Origin of the sequence: Litorimonas sp., assembly GCA_029936425.1 — a bacterium.
Classification (GTDB): domain Bacteria; phylum Pseudomonadota; class Alphaproteobacteria; order Caulobacterales; family Maricaulaceae; genus Litorimonas.
In genome coordinates this window covers 46,114-63,147 of the sequence record JAPYSU010000015.1, presented here as the reverse complement: position 1 = coordinate 63,147, position 17,034 = coordinate 46,114, and the positions used below count along the sequence as shown (strand labels likewise).

General features: G+C 51.5%; 12 protein-coding genes and 1 rRNA gene. 5 read left to right on the top strand and 8 right to left on the bottom strand.

From position 1 onward, the window contains the following. The 5 genes from ACN0IC_RS11925 to polA all read right to left on the bottom strand — a co-directional run. Nucleotides 1-312: ribosomal RNA gene (locus ACN0IC_RS11925) — 16S ribosomal RNA — on the bottom strand; the annotation flags it as partial. A gap of 964 nt (nt 313-1,276) precedes the next feature. Then, on the bottom strand, nt 1,277-2,551 hold the full coding sequence (locus ACN0IC_RS11920) for a serine hydrolase domain-containing protein (RefSeq protein ID WP_416879006.1): 1,275 nt from the start codon (nt 2,549-2,551) through the stop codon (nt 1,277-1,279). A 98-nt stretch (nt 2,552-2,649) separates the two neighbouring features. Beyond that, nucleotides 2,650-3,717: an NAD(P)/FAD-dependent oxidoreductase gene (locus ACN0IC_RS11915; protein WP_416879005.1), complete on the bottom strand. Its 1,068-nt coding sequence runs from the start codon at nt 3,715-3,717 to the stop codon at nt 2,650-2,652. Between the two features lie 95 nt (nt 3,718-3,812). Further along, nucleotides 3,813-4,535 carry a 2,3-diphosphoglycerate-dependent phosphoglycerate mutase gene (gene gpmA / locus ACN0IC_RS11910; RefSeq protein WP_416879008.1) on the bottom strand — a complete coding sequence of 241 codons (723 nt, stop codon included), beginning with the start codon at nt 4,533-4,535 and terminating at the stop codon, nt 3,813-3,815. A 92-nt stretch (nt 4,536-4,627) separates the two neighbouring features. Beyond that, nucleotides 4,628-7,462, bottom strand: coding sequence for a DNA polymerase I (polA, locus tag ACN0IC_RS11905; protein WP_416879004.1), 2,835 nt, complete (start codon nt 7,460-7,462; stop codon nt 4,628-4,630). Between the two features lie 138 nt (nt 7,463-7,600). Between polA and ACN0IC_RS11900 the strand changes: the two genes are divergently transcribed. After that, a complete protein-coding gene (locus ACN0IC_RS11900) occupies nt 7,601-8,545 on the top strand; it encodes an energy transducer TonB (RefSeq protein ID WP_416879003.1) in 945 nt (314 codons plus the stop codon). An 18-nt stretch (nt 8,546-8,563) separates the two neighbouring features. Here ACN0IC_RS11900 and ACN0IC_RS11895 read toward each other — a convergent pair whose 3' ends face one another. Beyond that, complete coding sequence (locus tag ACN0IC_RS11895) at nt 8,564-8,764, bottom strand: zinc-finger domain-containing protein (protein WP_416879002.1); 201 nt, start codon at nt 8,762-8,764, stop codon at nt 8,564-8,566. A 100-nt stretch (nt 8,765-8,864) separates the two neighbouring features. Here ACN0IC_RS11895 and ACN0IC_RS11890 point away from each other — a divergent pair, with 100 nt between their 5' ends. From ACN0IC_RS11890 to ACN0IC_RS11880, 3 genes are read left to right on the top strand one after another with little or no spacing between them, the layout of a single operon-like run. Further along, nucleotides 8,865-9,806, top strand: coding sequence for an ABC transporter ATP-binding protein (locus ACN0IC_RS11890; protein ID WP_416879001.1), 942 nt, complete (start codon nt 8,865-8,867; stop codon nt 9,804-9,806). A 52-nt stretch (nt 9,807-9,858) separates the two neighbouring features. Next, nucleotides 9,859-10,848, top strand: coding sequence for a Gfo/Idh/MocA family protein (locus ACN0IC_RS11885; RefSeq protein ID WP_416879000.1), 990 nt, complete (start codon nt 9,859-9,861; stop codon nt 10,846-10,848). Nucleotides 10,849-10,901: 53 nt separating this feature from the next. Continuing rightward, a complete protein-coding gene (locus ACN0IC_RS11880; RefSeq protein WP_416878999.1) occupies nt 10,902-12,341 on the top strand; it encodes an MATE family efflux transporter in 1,440 nt (479 codons plus the stop codon). Here ACN0IC_RS11880 and ACN0IC_RS11875 read toward each other — a convergent pair. After that, nucleotides 12,259-12,645 carry a DUF1491 family protein gene (locus ACN0IC_RS11875; RefSeq protein WP_416878998.1) on the bottom strand — a complete coding sequence of 129 codons (387 nt, stop codon included), beginning with the start codon at nt 12,643-12,645 and terminating at the stop codon, nt 12,259-12,261. The two genes, ACN0IC_RS11880 and ACN0IC_RS11875, sit on opposite strands and share 83 nt — an antisense overlap. 110 nt (nt 12,646-12,755) lie before the next feature. Here ACN0IC_RS11875 and ACN0IC_RS11870 point away from each other — a divergent pair, with 110 nt between their 5' ends. After that, on the top strand, nt 12,756-15,266 hold the full coding sequence (locus tag ACN0IC_RS11870) for a hypothetical protein (protein WP_416878997.1): 2,511 nt from the start codon (nt 12,756-12,758) through the stop codon (nt 15,264-15,266). 46 nt (nt 15,267-15,312) lie between these two features. Here the strand turns inward: ACN0IC_RS11870 and ACN0IC_RS11865 are convergent, their stop codons facing one another. Next, nucleotides 15,313-16,923, bottom strand: a complete 1,611-nt coding sequence (locus ACN0IC_RS11865; RefSeq protein ID WP_416878996.1) for an ATP-binding protein — start codon at nt 16,921-16,923, stop codon at nt 15,313-15,315. Between the last annotated feature and the right edge of the window lie 111 nt (nt 16,924-17,034).

The following is a 17,034-nucleotide window of genomic DNA, read 5'->3' as shown; positions in this document are numbered from 1 at the left end:
GGCCGTGTCTCAGTCCCAGTGTGGCTGATCATCCTCTCAGACCAGCTATAGATCGAAGCCTTGGTAAGCCATTACCTTACCAACAAGCTAATCTAACGCGGCCCCATCCATCACCGATAAATCTTTCTCCCGGAGGACGTATACGGTATTAGCAGTCGTTTCCAACTGTTGTCCCGTAGTGAAGGGTAGGTTGCCACGCGTTACTCACCCGTCTGCCACTGTCCACTCACCGAAGTGAGCTTCTCGTTCGACTTGCATGTGTTAAGCACGCCGCCAGCGTTCGTTCTGAGCCAGAATCAAACTCTCAGGTTGAGAGTTAAACTGACTGTGTCGTTATTCACTGACGTTGAAATATAAATATTTCAGCGTTTGTGCGTTTCAAAGAAATAACGAAAACCTCTTAAATGACAAAAGTCATCCAAGCGATTTCATTATTTTCATAAAGAGAAACGTCAACAACAGTCGTTTAAGAAATGTGCGTCCTGTTACCAGGTCCGCTCACAGCTAAACGCCGCCTGCGTCTCTCTTCCCAATATTTACGATGTCAAACAGCGAAAAAAGTGCACCGCACTCTTTCCAAAATAAATGCCCCTTGCGAGGGGCGCCGCTCGGTGTGGGTCAGTGCCCGCCGCCGAGGAGCGCTATATAGGGGGGTGGATTTTTTTCCGCAACACCTTTTTTCACAAAAATGCAGAAAAACTATTTTCTTTCCTACAAAAAGCTATTGAGCGTCGAAAACCCCCATAAAACCGTAGTTTCTTAAAGCTACTTATCCACAGGCATGTGGAAAACAACCGAATTTTATCGACTTTTATGAGCTCACAAGCCCTTTTTCAGTCATTTCATCAATTTTTTCCAGACAATCTACATATCAGAAAACTCACAAAAGAGCAATTCGAACGACATTTTTCCTGAATCGGGTCCAACAATCATCAGAATGAGTCTGAAAAAAACCGAATTTTTATCTGAAAAAAGTCAGAAATATTTTCTGCGAGAAAAGAAAATGCTGATTCTTCTAATTTGAAACGCAGAAAAGCCTCCGAATGAGTCCGTTTCGAACCCGAATATTTGCCTGCCGCCTTTTCCGGGACGAGCTTGTTTGATCGAAATTTCAGTTTCGATCCAAATTCTGACAGCAGGTTTTTTAAAAGGGAGCCTCTATTTCAGGCTCATTTCGAAGTTTTTAGTGTGTGAGCCTTAAGCCTTTTTCTAAACTTGACTGCAAAAATCAGCCGTCATTATGATGGGCGAATAAATTTATGGAGAGCCAACCGCCTCAGTCTTGCCCCTCATCTTGAGTTTGGGACAAAGCCAGCGCCTGAAAGCTGTCATGTAAAGGCGGATTTTCACCCCCCATATATTGCAACATCATAATGCCGAACGCCTCATTCTTGGGATCAATATAAAAAGTCGTACGCGCAAGCCCGTCCCAGCCCCATTGCCCCACTTGCCGTCCGGCTTGCTTAACCTGCTCAGGCGTTGCCGAAATTTGTACGGCGCCGCCATATCCAAAGCCTGCCCCTGTCTCGCCGCCCAGCCAAGGCATCATAAAGATGTCATCCGGGTCCATTTGATTGCTCATCATGGCCTCAACAGTTTGCGGCTCCAGAATCTTAGTTCCGTTATATGTCCCGTCTTCCAGCATCATCTCTGCAAATTTGGCGTAATCCCCCAATGTAGAGACAATCCCGCCGCCCGGATTCTGATACATATTTTCCTTCAGGAAAGTCGAGGTCTGGCCGTCTTCGGCCACGACAAAGCTCTCATCCTCCTGCAAAAGGTAATTACTGACAAAACGTGGTTTTTGATCGGGCGTCACATAAAAACCGGTTTCTGTCATTCCAAGGGGGTCAAAAAGCCGTTCCTGCATAACGTCGCCATAATTTTTGCCCGTCACGACTTCGATAATTCGGCCTAAGACATCAATTGAAAAACTGTAATACCACCCCGTCCCCGGCTGAGAATGAAGAGGCAGCTGAGCGAGCTTATCCATCTTCGCTTCCAAATCTTCCTCGAGATTGAAAATATCCGCATCCATATAGGCTTTCTCAATCGGATTAGCCTGACCAAATATACCATAGGCCAGTCCGCCCCGGTGAAGGAGCAGATCCTTAATGGTCATCGGAACGGCTTGCGGCTCAAAACTCACGGCCCCGCTCTCGCCGAGCGTTGCCACTTTCATCTGGCCGATCTGCGGGACATAATCAGAAACAGGATCGTTTAACGCGATTTTTCCTTCCTCGACCAAATCCATTATCACCGCAGAGGTCATGGGTTTGGTCATGGAGTAGATCCGAAAAACGCTGTCCTCTGTCAGAGCGACATCGCGCTCCCGATCCCCAAGGCCAAAAGCGTTCTCATAGACAATCTGACCTTCATCATAAACAAGCGCTGAAACGCCAATGACTTTGCCCTCTTCGACCGCCCCCGATAAGAGGCTGTCCATTGCCGCAGTATCAAATTCTGGGGCAGCTCTCTCTGACACATCCTCGCTTTGGGCCGAACAGCCAATGATAAGAGCGGACGTCAGAAGGAGGAGTGTCTTTTTCATGAGTCGACTGTGCGAAAGACAGAGACAAGAAGCAAGAGAATTTCAAAAAGCGCCGGCGAAAAACACGTGACATTATAATAGGCAGATTTTTATCTGTCTTAGAGCGTAAATCGCGTGTCCTCTTTTTCGCCTAAAATCATCTCTGACATGAGCTCGCCGGAGCCCGTGCAGAGCGTCCAGCCCATATGTCCGTGACCGGTATTCACCCAAAGATTCGGGATCGATGTCGCGCTGATATAAGGCCGTCCCCGCGGCGGGATCGGACGCAGTCCGGACCAGACTTCCCGCGCCGGCGACAGGCCCGACATGATATCCGGCGCCAGATGAAACCAGCGTTTCAATAGAGGCTGCGCACTCGCCTCGCCCAGAGTGCCGGAAAACCGGAGCGTTTGCCCTAGAACAGTCATGGCGGAGCGGCTCTCCGCATCCATAATGGGCTGCTCCGACAGCTCGATATTCGGCCTGTCAAAATTTACGGCAAACCCCCGGGACGACGTCAGAGGCAAGCTGATCCCCATTTGCGCCAGAACCTCTGCGCTTTGCGGCCCCGCGCAGACAACCACATGGTCACAGTCAAATATATGACCTCTCAGCTGCGCGGTTATGCCATCGCGCCCCTGACGGAGCTTCAAATCACTTGCTTTATATATAAAGACGGCGCCGTTCTCTGATAGGCGGGCTTTCAAGGCCTGGCCGTATTGATAGGCGTCACCGCTACGGTCTTGGGGGAAATGCAGAGCAAGGTGTCCCAGCGTTTTCACCGCGTCGGATACCAGATCCGCCTGAAGTCCAACGGACAAATAGAAATCCTGAGCCGCTTGGGCCTCGCGGCTGTTTTCGAATATCTGATAACAGCCTGCCGGACGGGTCAGTGCTTCCCCCAGGCCGAGAGACTGAAATCTTTCCAGTAAAAGCGTTTGCGAATCTTTGGCTAAGCGCAAGACAGTCTTTGTCGCCTCGAGATCAAAACTCTCATCCCCGCTCGATATCCAGGGACGGGATTGACTGGGATGGATCATCCCCGAGTTCGAATAGCTGGTACCGTGCATCGCGCCAGACCGCGCATCCGTTACGGTAACGTTAGCGCCTCGCCTCTGGAGTGAGTCCGCCGTGGACAGCCCAATCAAGCCGGCTCCCATCACGAGTATTTTTGGCGGTCTGACCATTCTTCGCGGTATAATCACCCTCTCGGAAAGAGAAAGCCGCATTTGCAGAAATATTTAAACTCCCTGCAAACGCAGCCAAAAGAGTGATTGGGCCCCTAAACTTCCGGTAAATCTTTGGCGCGAGCTTCGTCCAGATAGCGGGCAGACTTCGGCTTCAATGTCTTTTCATCCATATCCAGCAACAGCGGATTGCCGGTTGGGAACTCAAAGCCGGGGATGTCATTATCCGCAACACCGAAGATTTCTTTCATCAGGGCGCGAAGACTATTGCCGTGTGCGGAGATAATAAGATTAGAGCCGGCTTTCAGATGCGGCACGATTTGGGACTTATAATAAGGCAGAACCCGCTCTGTTGTGATTTTCAGGCTCTCGCCCGTCGGAAGTTCACTCGGCGCGATATGTCTATACTTCACTTCCTTTGAGGGATGATATTCATGGCTCTCATCAATTTGCGGGGGCGGCACGTCAAAGCTACGGCGCCAGATGTGAACCTGTTCGTCTCCGTGTTTGTCACGCGTCTCTTGTTTATTCAGGCTCGTCAGCCCGCCATAATGACGTTCATTCAAATGCCAGTCTTTCGTGACCGGAATATACATCTGATCAATCCCTTCGAGCGCAAGCCATAAAGTCTTGATCGCCCGTTTTTGATAAGAGGTGAAAGCGGCGTCAAACTGAATGCCTTCTTTCAATATCAATTCGCCCGCTTTGTTCGCCTCGGCAATCCCCTCTTCCGTCAGGTCAACATCGACCCAACCGGTAAAGCGGTTTTCCAGATTCCATTGTGATTGTCCGTGACGAACGAGAATGAGTTGGGTCATTTCAAGTTTTCCTTTTATCTCTGTCATTCCGCACACCGTAAAACGATGGCGCAAAAGGTCAAAAGTTAGCTAGCCTATTATAATGTAGGGGTCTAATGGGCATCGTTCCAATTTTTCGCGGCGTGCGCTTCTACTTCTAGAGGCACGCTGACATTCACGGCGGGCATAGCCGCGTTTTCCATGGCGGGTTTAATAGCGGCGATGAGGTCATCTGCGCTTTTCTCCGGCACCTCAAAAACGAGTTCATCATGCACTTGGAGAAGCAATCTCGCGCCGTCCACTTTGGAAATCGCCTTTGGCATACGGAGCATGGCGCGGCGCATGATATCGGCGGCAGCGCCTTGGATGGGCGCGTTGATCGCCTGCCGCTCGGCGAAAGCGCGCATCATCTGATTACTGTCCTTGATGCCGCTGATATGGCATTTGCGGCCAAATATGGTTTTGACGTAGCCGTCTTCGCGCGCCTGTTCTTTCGTGTCTTCCATATAGGCTTTGATGCCGGGGAATTTTTCAAAATATTTCTTGATGTATTCGCCCGCTTCCGTGCGGCTAATGCCGATGTTTTTCGCAAGACCAAAGGCGCTCATGCCGTAGATAATGCCAAAGTTAATCGCTTTGGCGTTACGGCGCGTCTCCGGCGTCATCTCATCCAGCGGGACATTGAACATCTCGCTCGCTGTAAGAGCGTGAATATCGACCCCGTCGGCAAAGGCCTGTTTCATCGTCGTCAGATCGGCGACATGAGCAAGGAGGCGCAGTTCGATTTGGGAATAGTCCGCCGCGACCAGAACATGGCCTGTTTCCGCGACGAAAGCATTACGAATCTTACGGCCTTCCTCGGTGCGGATGGGAATATTTTGCAAATTCGGGTCCGAGGAAGAAAGCCGCCCGGTTGTCGTCGCGGCAATGGAAAAACTGGTATGGACGCGGCCCGTATGCTCATTGATTTGCTTGACGAGCGCGTCGGAATAGGTTGATTTCAGTTTCGAAAACCCGCGCCAATCGAGAATGATACGGGGTAAGGTCTCGCCGTCATCCGCGAGCTTTTCCAGAATATCGACGCCGGTTTTCCAAGCGCCCGTCTTGGTTTTCTTGCCGCCCTCCAGCCCCATTTCGTCAAACAGGATTTCGCCGATCTGTTTGGGCGAGCCGAGATTAAATTTGGTCCCGGCAAGTTCATAGGCCTCGTCTTCGAGACCCGCCATTTTCTGGGCAAACATGCCAGACAGGCGGGAAAGCTCGGCGCGGTCAACTTTGACGCCTTCATTTTCCATTTTGGCCACAACCGCCGGCAAACCCCGATCCATGGTTTCGTAAACGGTAGCGACTTGTTCTCCGGCGAGTTTAGGTTTGAGGAATTTCCAGAGGCGAAGCGTCACATCGGCGTCTTCAGCGGCATATGGTGTGGCGACATCCAGCGCGATTTGATCAAAGGTTTTCTGCGCCTTGCCGGTGCCGGCAATGTCCTTGAAGGCAATCGGCTTATGGCCGAAATGCATCTCGCACAGAGCGTCCATACCGTGATTATGAAGCCCCGTGCCGAGCGAGTAAGAAATCAGCATAGTGTCATCATAGGGCGCCGGATAAAGGTCATAGCGTTGAAACACGCCCAAATCATATTTGAAATTCTGCCCAACTTTCAGAACACCGGGCGCATGAAGCAGCGGCTTCAAAATCTCGAGCGCCTCATCCGCCGGAATTTGTTTTGGGGCGTCTCCGCCAAACATGTCCCCGCCGCCGCCGTCTTTTCCGACATGGGCGAGCGGAATATAGCAAGCTTCGTTTTCATCGACAGCAAGGCACACGCCCACCATCTTTGCCGCGGCGCTGTCAAGGCTGTCGGTTTCCAGATCCACAGCCACGACGCCTGTTTCAAAGCCTCGCTTCACCCAGTGCTTCAAAGTCTCCGCGTCCTGAACGCAGACATATTTCTCTTTATCAAAAAGAATGTTTTCCGGCATTTCTCGCTCAACCGGTGCGGTCTCTTCTGCGGCGTCATCATCTTTGCGAAGGCCGTCGGTTTCGCCTTCCCCTAATTGCGCCCTCACCCGCGCGGTAAGCGTGCGGAACGTCATGCGCTCTAGGAAATCAAACAGCTCATCAACATCCGGGTCAGAAACAGCGAAGTCTTCCAGCTCCGTCTCGACCTCGACATCGGTTTTCAGTGTGACGAGCTGTTTGGAAATCAGGGCCATTTCCTTGTTCGCTATGAGTTTTTCCCGTCGACCCTTTTGTGGAATCTCCTCGGCGTGATCGAGCAGGTTTTCGAGCGTGCCGTATTCGTCCAAAAGCAGAACAGCTGTTTTCACGCCAATCCCGGGAACGCCGGGAATATTGTCAACAGAATCTCCGGCCAAGGCCTGGACGTCAATAACGCGGTCTGGCGAAACACCGAATTTTTCTTTGACCTGCGCAACGCCGATATCCTTATTCTTCATCGTATCGAGCATGACCACTTTATCCGTCACCAATTGCATCAGGTCTTTATCGGAGCTGATAATCGTGACCCGCGCGCCTTTGGCTTCCGCTTGGCGAGCATATGTTGCAATCAGATCGTCGGCCTCAAATCCGTCCATTTCGATAGAAGGCGAACCAAATGCACGCGTTGCATCCCGCACCCAAGGAAATTGCGGCACCAAATCTTCGGGCGGCGCAGAGCGGTTTGCCTTATATTGGTCATAAATATCATTACGAAAGGTCTGACTGCCCGCATCAAAGATTACGGCGAAATGGGTTGGACGAGCGGCGTTATTCTGGCCCTGGAGGAGTTTGAACAGCATATTGGAGAATCCGGCCACGGCTCCGACCGGCGCGCCGTCCGTTTTGCGTGTCAGCGGCGGCAAGGCATGATAAGCCCGAAATATGTATCCGGATCCGTCAACGAGGACGACATGGGAATTCTTATCAACGGGGGCGGATTTGGACATATACTCACTTACCGTAGGCTTAAAGTAATCTGGGATTTAAGGCTAAGAGGGTTTTGAGGGGAAGGGCGCAGGAATTCAATAGTGCAGTTGCGGTTTGGTTTGTATAAACCGCAAGAACGGATGGAATGAGGACAGACTTTGTATCAGGACATTGACGATATAGATGCCGAGGACGGCCAGGAAGCGGGGTCGTCACCGCCTGTCTGGCGACGGCCAAAAGGCCTGATCGCTCTGACTGGTCTTGGACTGCTAGCACTTATGCTCGTTCTGAGTATTTTCTTTCGGGAGCAGGCGCCTACCCCCGCCAAACCCGATCTGTCACAAACAGAAGCGGCGACCAAAGCCTACCTCACAGCGATTTCCGAGCAAGACCCGGCGCTTCGCCGCGCAAGGCTGAGCGACTATCTTTTGACCTTTGAAAATGGCCCTCACGAAACGGCTGTTCTGGCGCAGATTGACGTTATAAACCGATATGAGGGAGGCGATTGGGAACAGGTGCAGCTCACAGCCTATAATCCGCGGCTCTCTAAAGACGTCAAACTCGGCGTCTTGAAGCGATATGAAGAAAAGTGGGGTGGATCCTTATTAGGCAGCCGTGAAGACGACATTGAACGCTTGAGAGTGGAAATCATGGACTCACAGGCGCCAACAATCCTTCCCGACAGGAGCCTGGAGGGACAGAACAGCGGAATATCCGAAACTGTGCCGGATAATTTTCTGGCGGGCGGGCCAGGCTTTGCCGATCCTGACTTTTCGAATCGTCCGGAAGGCACCTTCCCATCTCTCAACCAACAGGCTGAAGTCATACCCCTACGCGTCAGGCGTGATCGCCGTCCAATCTATCCAAGATCAGCAGAGCGCCGCGGCATTGGCGGCGTTGTAACGCTATTACTAAATGTTGACGCTGAAGGCCGGGTCGTCATGACAGAAGTCGCCAGCGTTGAAGCAGATCGTTATGAGCGGGATTTTATAAGAGCCGCGCAGCGCGCCGCAATGCGAACCCGGTATTATCCAAGAACTGAAAACGGACGCGCTGTACCCGTCTCCGGAATCTCTAAAACCTATCGCTTTCGGGCCGAATAGTTTCGCCCTAGACGCCCATTAGTGTCCGTCGCTTACTGCATTTTCATCCAGAACAAACACCCGGTCACAATATTTGCAGCGCACTTTTGTGTCCTGGCCCATATCCAGCCAGGTTCGCGGATGGCCCAGAGCGACGCCGCTCCCGTCGCAAGCTACGCGTCTGGTCTTCACAACCGTAATGTCGTCATGGTTCTGGGAAATTTCATTTGAATTTGACATGCAAAGCCTGCGCGTGATGTGTAGGAGGGACTTTGTTAGATTTATGCGATAGAATCGTCAACGGGCGGTTTCATCCCACCGGCAATATTTGGACAAAATTATGAACGCTCCAGCGATTGAAATCAAAAACCTGAAGAAAACCTACAAGGCGACGCGCAAAGCACCGGCGAAAGAGGCCTTGAAGGGCGTGGACTTGACCATTCCACGCGGCTCTATCTTTGGACTGCTCGGCCCGAACGGGGCCGGGAAGTCGACCATGATCAATATTCTCGCCGGACTGGTCAATAAAACCTCCGGCACTGCCGAGATTTGCGGGTATGATATTGAAACCGCCACCCGGCAAGCACGGGCCTCTATCGGTATCGTCCCGCAAGAAATAACCATGGATGTCTTCTTCACGCCTTATCAAGCCCTTGAAATTCAGGCGGGCTATTACGGCGTACCGAAAGAAGAACGTCGATCAGAAGAAATTCTCGAGGCTCTCGGCCTGTCTGACAAGCGTGACGCCTATGTACGACAGCTTTCCGGCGGCATGAAGCGAAGGCTGCTGATTGCCAAAGCCCTGGTCCACAATCCTACTGTTCTGATTCTGGACGAGCCTACAGCCGGGGTGGATATTGAATTGCGCCGGCAGCTCTGGGTCTATGTTCAGGAGCTTCACAAACGCGGCACCACAGTCATCCTGACCACACACTACCTCGAAGAAGCAGAAGCTCTTTGCGACCAGATCGCCATTATTCATCAGGGCGAAATTGTCGCCAATGAAAGCAAATCCTCGCTCTTGTCCCGGCTCGACAAACGCAAATTGGTTATCACACCGACAGAGCCGCTAAGCGCCGTCCCAAAAGGCCTGTCACATTTGGACGCCGAAGTCATGGAAGACGGCGACTTGGTCATCTCTTATCGCGCCGGAACAGATTCAATTTCGGGCATGCTCAATGAGTTCAAGGATGCAGGCCTGTCCATCGGCGACCTGCGAACCGAAGAGCCGGATCTGGAAGATGTGTTTATGTCCCTGACTTATTCGAACGAGGCGGCGTAGGCCTACCGAAGCTAACCACGGACAAAAACTATAAACGTTTAGGAGACTGAAGATGATCAATATCGGCATTCTCGGCGCAGCGAATATCGCCCCCAAGGCTATTATACATCCGGCGCAGGATCGCGACGACTGCCAGGTTTTGGCTGTCGCCAGCCGCGACTTGGAAAAATCTGAAGCCTATGCGAAGGAACATAGCATCTCTGAGGCTCTGGACGATTATGACGCGCTCATCTCGCACCCAAAAATTGATCTGATCTATAACGCCCTGCCTCCAAACCGCCATGCGGATCTCACTATTGCGGCGTTAAAAGCCGGTAAATCCGTCCTTTGTGAAAAACCATTTGCGATGAACGTGACGGAAGCCAAAGCCATGGTAGCCGCTGCGGAAAAGTCAGACGGTCATCTGATTGAAGCTTTTCATTACCGCTTCCACCCCGCCGTCATTGAATTTCTGACCCTTATACATCACGGCGAAATCGGCGACGTCCGTTCCATGAACGGAAAGTTCAATGTAACGATTGCCAATAAACCCGGAGAGCTTCGTTATATCAAGGAGCTGGGCGGCGGGGCCTTAATGGATTTGGGATGTTATACGCTGCACCTTTCGCGGCTTGTCTCCATGAAAGAGCCCGAGGTGACATCGGCGACAGCAATTCTTTCAGAAAGCGGGGTCGACGCCGCTATGAAAGCCGAAATGAATTTTGACGGGGTAAAAGGCACTCTCGCCTGTGACATGCGGGGCGAAACAGATCGCGAAATAGTCTTTACCGTCACGGGAAGTAAAGGCACCGCGACCCTGGATCAGTATGTGCACCCTTATCGGCAATTTACCTTGACAGTTGAGACCGAAAGCAGCGTCAGAACGTTTACCGAAAAAGACGATGAAAAACGCTATACCCGATCAACCTATGCTTATCAGCTCGACCATGTCCTCAAAGTGATGTCCGGCAAAGCGTCGGCGCTGACGGGTGGCGCAGACGCAGTTCAGACAATGCGCGCCATAGATGCGATTTACGACGCCGCCGGAATGGGGCCGAGATAAAATTTCCGAATTAAACTTTTTCTTTATGTGAAAACCGACTAACAGCCGCCTTCATGACTGAGACGGCTCATATCATTGCTCCGGCTTCGCCAGAGGTTACGGCTCTCCCCGACACGTGGTGGGGCGAGATGGGCGCCCTGCTGCGCCTCGGAATTCCTATGGCGTTTACGCAGCTCGTCATGTTCTCGATTTATTTTATCGACACTGTGATGATAGGCCGCCTCTCCCCGGCAGATCTGGCGGGAGCGGCGCTTGGCAGCGTGATGATTTTCCTTCTCTATATGATTGCGAGCGGACCAATTATGGCGGTCTCTCCTCTCGTCTCTCAGGCAATAGGCGCGGATAAAAATGAGACGCGTGATTCCCGCCGCACTGTTCGCATGGCGATCTGGATGATTTTCTTAATGACGCCCTTTATGCTTGTCGCGATGCTTATGACGGAACGCGCGGCTTTATTTTTAGGTCAGGATCCGGTCGCCGCCGCGAAAGCGCAGAGCTATGTCCTCGCGATTCTCATTGGCCTGCCTTTTGGATTGGCGACGATGGCGCTCCGAAATTTTCTGGCGGCCCTGGATAAAACATTTGTGCCGTTTTTGATTGTGTTTTTTGTTGTTATCCTGAACGCTGGTTTGAACGCCCTGCTTATTTTTGGATTACTTGGGTTTCCGGCCTTGGGGCTTGTGGGGGCGGGTCTTGCTTCCTCTATTGCCACGATCATCGGATTTTTTATCTTTCTCGCTTACATTCAATGGGACAAACGGGCGCGCACTTTTGAAATTTTCAAACGGTTTTTTGTGCCAGACTGGGAAAGGCTGATTGAAATATTCAGACTTGGCTGGCCGATTTCTGTCACCACCTCTTTTGAAGGCATGTTATTTAACGCTTTGGTTCTCATTGTTGGACTTATCGGCATCACGGAGCAGGCCGCATATCAAATTGCGCTCAACGCCTCTGCGACCGCGTTTATGATGCCTTGGGGAATGAGCATGGCCGGATCTGTGCGTATTGGTCTCGCGCGCGGCGCAAAAAATAAGCCTGCCGAGAAGCGGGCCTCTAGCACAACTATATTATCCTGCGTCATCGCCATTGGCATTTTTGCAATTCCGATTGCGCTCATGCCTGAAACCATTGCTGCGCTCTATCTCAATTTGGAAGAAGCTGAAAATGTCGAGGTAATCGCTTTTGTCATTACCTTCTTGCCGATTGCGGCCGCCTTCATGTTTGCCGACGCCATTCAAGTCGGCTGTAACCAGCTATTACGAGGGCTTAAGGACGTAACAGTCCCAATGTGGATTACAGGCATCAGCTATTGGATTGTCGGATTTCCGGTTGCCTATTATCTTGGCCTCCACAGCCCGCTTGGCCCCAAAGGGGTCTGGTATGGCTTGATGGCGGGGCTGACCTGCGCCGCTATCGGCCTCGGAATAAGGCTTGCGCAGCAGCTTCGGCAGGATCCACTTCCCGGGTCTCCTGCTCAACTGGCTCCCCAATAAGCGCTTCCGGAGCAACGTCACTTTCAATTTCGATGACCCAGATATCCGGGTCGTCATCGACGCGTCGGTTCACCCGGCTATCGAGCGCGGCCTGATCCGCCATATCGTAAGGCCACCATACCCTTTGCCCCTCAAAATTTCGTTCCGGCGCGTAGAGCTTAAGCGCTTGTCCGACCCGGAAAACGATCAAAACAATTCCGGCGTCAGGGTCACCCTTGCGCAATATGGTGGCAAAGCCGCCTTGGGATTGCGCGCGGCGGAGGAGAGCCCCGACCCAAAATTCACTTTTTAATCTTGGACTCATAAATCCATCTCTCGCTTATCGCGGCCTGACTGAGTTATTTTCGCCTCAAGAGACATATCTGGCATCCCGCTTGCTTGGTTAAGGCCATGATTAACGTGAGGCCCGGATTAATGTCCCATTTCCGACAAAAGACACTTATGTCTTTAACGGCCTTTGCGCTTCTAACCGCTACGGGACCTGCTGTCACGGCAGAGGCGGGCATAAACGAGGCAAACAATCCCGGACTTAAAACGCCTTTTGGAAAGAGCCAGACACAGACGGCGGCTCTTTCTGATTTTACACGCTTATCTGAAAAACCCGTATTGGATTGGCGAAATCCAAATTACTCCCTGACATTTGACGTCCCTGATGTGAATTGGACATCTTCGCTTCGGTTAAGCCTCTCCGCCGACCCGGTCGGAAATATACCCCGAAACGCGGAAATTTATGTGCAACTTAATCAAGAGTCTCCTGTCAAAGTCAGCACGAAAGGTCGGGGTTTTGATGCTCTTTTAACGCTTGAAACGGCCAGCATCCGCCCCCGCAATAATGTTCTAAACATCTTTTACGGCGTGCCAGCCGGGGCTGAATGCCTCCAATCCCAAAACGGGGCCTGGGTTTTAAATCTAGACAGATCTATTCTTACTCTACGGAGCCGAACCAAATCCCGCGCTTTGAACATTGGGGATATTGATGCCGTGCTTTCTAACCCTCTAAGCGCGCCTCAAAACGTCAGTCTTATTGCTTTTGGCGATCACCAAACACAATTCCAATCCCTCCTGGCTCAAGCTGTCGGGTTGCGATCAGCACAGATGCCCGAATTTACGCTGTCCCCTGGAACAGGCGATATTGAATTCATCGCAGGGCGACGCGAAGTCATATCGCGACACATAAAAAACGAAGTTGTTCTACAGGTGAGCGGGCCGCGTGTCGCCCTGGATGAGGGCCGACCCTTACGAGTTATCCTGACAGGGGATACGGATGAGCAGGTCTTAGATCTCTTGCAGGCTTTCGCTCAGTACCAACTTCCTGAAACGCGCCGAACACTTACCAGCACGGGGGAGCTAAAAATGCAGCGGCCTCTCTCGGAAGACGCGACGCTTCAGAATGGTCAGACCAAGCTCTCTGATTTGGGATCGATGGATATTCATCCCAACTGGAATCCGAGTAATGTGAGTCTACGCTTTGATGTGGAAGACCCGCTCGCGAGCCAGGGAGATATTCTGCTCCGCCTCACCGCGCCGAAAGTCGTCGCGCGCGCCGAAAATACACTCACCCTCTCCTTGAATGGAAAGTCTATCGGTCAAACGTCATTGGATAAGCGGAATAAGTCTGTGGCTTTTCAAATTCCTCAGGGCGCATTGCAGGGACAGGATAATGTTCTGAAAGTGACGTCGGATATCGAAACCGAAAATCTGAACGGATGTTTAGGTCAGAGCTACACTCAAAACAGCCCGATATTTGGCGAGCACTCCCGGATTACGTTGACCTCCGAAACTGAAACGCCTCTCTCTGATTTGTCCCGCCTGACCGCGACAGGCGCGCCTTTTTCCGATGAAAATGGCAAAGAGACGTTACTAGTTTTGCCGAAAAATAACGCTGATTATCAGGCGGCGCTTGGTCTGCTCGCCAAGCTCGTGGCAAAACAGGGCGCAAGCTGGTCCGAAGCAGAATTTACGCGAGATTACACAAAAGTTGAAGCTTTAGCCCGCCAGCGGAATGTTCTTTTCATTCTGCCAGCTGAAGACATTCCCCAGAAGGCAAAGTCTGCGGCCCCCAAATCATTTCTTTCCGCTTTAACTGGTAAATCGCAGGACGGAGAGAATCTGTTAACTGCAGAAGCTGAGCGCTACGCCTCGGCAGCGTCTCTGGGCGGAAGCTTTACCTTTAAATCCGCGCAGCGCAACCGTATCGCAAATGGGGGCGTTGCCGCGCTTTATGCGTCGCCTTACCAGTTCGATAAAATCGCGGGAGTTATCACAAATATTCCTGGAGATTCTTTTGGCTCTGCCCTTGAGAATTTATCCCAGCCAACGCATTGGAACCAATTGGAAGGCAGTGTTGCCCGCTGGAATGACAAGACAGTCTTAATGACGGAATTGTCTTCGCCTCTGCCGGAGTTTGTTCGATCCGTTCGCCCGTCTTCCTCTTCGTCTTCTCAATTAGATTGGCCCGAGATTGATTTAACGGCGCTAAGTTCTGCTTTGCCCGATTTTCAATGGCCGTCCATGAATTGGACTGAGCTAAAAGAAAAAGCTTTATTTTGGAAAAAAGCCTACCCCGAAGCTGATGAAGGACATCAATCTGCAGTCTCCCTAAGAGGACTCTCTGTTTTCGAGACAGGGGATATTTCGCAAACTTCAAAAATCGGCTTACACTGGACAGGAAATAAGTGGAGCTCTTTGAAAGCGTCCGTTTTGGGTTGGGAGTTGAACGAGAAAGCCTCGAACCTACAGAGCCGCGTTCAGCATTTGAAATCGACGTGGCACCAGAATTGGAAACGCAGCTCGATTCCCGGACGTTATGCTGAGAATTGGAGCTTACAGCAATTAAGCGCGGCGGCCTTTTTAGGAATACTTCTTTTGGGAATGATCTTGCTTAGCTTCTCTAAACCGCGCAACCGGGCCAATAAATATTACTAATCAATCATCGCGAAGCGAATACGTTTTACCTAAGTTCTAAGGGTTTTCAGTCCGCACGGGATGACGGAAGCGAGACGGTGACCTGCGTTCCTTCCCCAAGCTGACTCTCAATATCAAACTCGCCCTGGTGTAATTCCGTCAGAGATTTCACCAAGGACAGCCCCAAACCGCTCCCGCGCTCTTCAGAGGATAGCCCGCTGGCCGATTGCGTATATGGCGTGCCGATCGTGACCAGGTCTTCTGCGCTGATGCCTTCTCCTTCATCCTCGACACGCAGAACCAAAGCCCCGTTTTGCTCAAAGGCAGAGACAGAAACACGGCCGCCTTTGTGGGAGAATTTAATCGCATTGGAGAGCAGATTTAACAGGATTTGACGGACGGCTTTGCGGTCCGCTTCGATGAGGAGTGTCTCGTCCATTTCGACAGCGACATCAAGACGAACTTCGGCGGCATCTGCCGCTGGACGGATCATTTTAACTGAGCTGCGAATGACATCTGCGGCGTCGAACGTATCATATTGAAGTGTGTACCTTCCGGCCTCGACTTTTGACAAGTCCAGGACGTCCCCGATCAAATCCAGCATGTGCTGGCCGCTATCATGAATAAGATCAGCATATTCCGCATATTTGGACGGCAAGGGCCCGAAAAGCCGAGAACGCATCATATCGGAGAAGCCTATAATGGCATTTAGCGGCGTCCGAAGTTCATGACTGACCCCGGCAAAGAAGAGCGTTTTGTCATCCGTTTCACGCGCAGCCAGCGCCTGACTGCGGCGTAAATCCTCTATTCTTTGTTCTTCGGCTGTCCGGTCAATAACATGCAGTACAAGCCGGCCATCATTTTTCGGAGCAATATAGCACTCTATAACCGCCGCGGAATTTTCCTGTCCCGGCAGGTTCAGACGTGTGGACCAAGGCTGCTTCGTTTCGCGAACTTTATTAATTGCTCCCATCAAAGCCGCTTGCTCTGCATCATCCGCCAATAAGCCTTGCAACTTCACAGTCTGTTCATTGGGATCAATATCAAATATTTGCCGAGCGCCTTGATTGGCTGTGATTAAGGTGCCTCTTTTGGAAAACTCTAAAACCCCGCCCTGAACGCCCTCATATATATGAGACGGGTGGGACATTCCCGCTGCCTCATCCATACGGCTACGGCCCCTGAGTTGAGCGGACACGAAAAGTGTGCCGATAATGAGGGCTATCAGACCTACAAGCCCGGTCTGCGTCGCCCAGAGACTTTGCGCATCATCAAGAGGCGTTTCCGGGAGCGCGCCGCGCAAGGTCGCAAAATAGAGAAGCCCGGCCAGAATGGCGGACATAACTAATGCCTCGACAATTTTTTCCTGCCGAAACAAAGCCGCCATAACGGGCGCAGTCAAAAACAGTATGGCAAGCGGCACAACGCCGACAAATAAACAGGCGATAATGGCAAGAGCAAGCCAGCTCAAAAGCACCAGAATTTGCGCCCATTCTTTCTCTATGAAGACACATAGCAAAACAGAAACTATTGCCGGAAAGGCCCCGATCAAAGCCGGCCCGGCTAAATCCAGCGGGTCTATACCGCGCAAAAGAGTCGCGGCAAAAGCAGTCGCGATAACGGCTAGCCATATCAGGCTCGGCACTAAAATCGCGCGTTTGGTATCTGCATAAGTCAAATGCAATCCTTTCGACCTCTAACAGGGTATAAAACACGTTTTTTGAGTCGTTTGACCAGTCAATTCGCGTGAGAGGTGTAATTTTTACACAGCCTTCGGACGCGGCCATGC

Bases quoted from the DNA above. Each gene is read 5' to 3' on its own strand.
- polA (WP_416879004.1), bottom strand. From the start codon at position 7,462: ATGTCCAAATCCGCCCCCGTTGATAAGAATTCCCATGTCGTCCTCGTT.
- ACN0IC_RS11890 (WP_416879001.1), top strand. From the start codon at position 8,865: ATGAACGCTCCAGCGATTGAAATCAAAAACCTGAAGAAAACCTACAAG.
- ACN0IC_RS11920 (WP_416879006.1), bottom strand. From the start codon at position 2,551: ATGAAAAAGACACTCCTCCTTCTGACGTCCGCTCTTATCATTGGCTGT.
- ACN0IC_RS11880 (WP_416878999.1), top strand. From the start codon at position 10,902: ATGACTGAGACGGCTCATATCATTGCTCCGGCTTCGCCAGAGGTTACG.
- ACN0IC_RS11875 (WP_416878998.1), bottom strand. From the start codon at position 12,645: ATGAGTCCAAGATTAAAAAGTGAATTTTGGGTCGGGGCTCTCCTCCGC.
- ACN0IC_RS11870 (WP_416878997.1), top strand. From the start codon at position 12,756: ATGTCCCATTTCCGACAAAAGACACTTATGTCTTTAACGGCCTTTGCG.
- ACN0IC_RS11885 (WP_416879000.1), top strand. From the start codon at position 9,859: ATGATCAATATCGGCATTCTCGGCGCAGCGAATATCGCCCCCAAGGCT.
- gpmA (WP_416879008.1), bottom strand. From the start codon at position 4,535: ATGACCCAACTCATTCTCGTTCGTCACGGACAATCACAATGGAATCTG.
- ACN0IC_RS11915 (WP_416879005.1), bottom strand. From the start codon at position 3,717: ATGGTCAGACCGCCAAAAATACTCGTGATGGGAGCCGGCTTGATTGGG.
- ACN0IC_RS11895 (WP_416879002.1), bottom strand. From the start codon at position 8,764: ATGTCAAATTCAAATGAAATTTCCCAGAACCATGACGACATTACGGTT.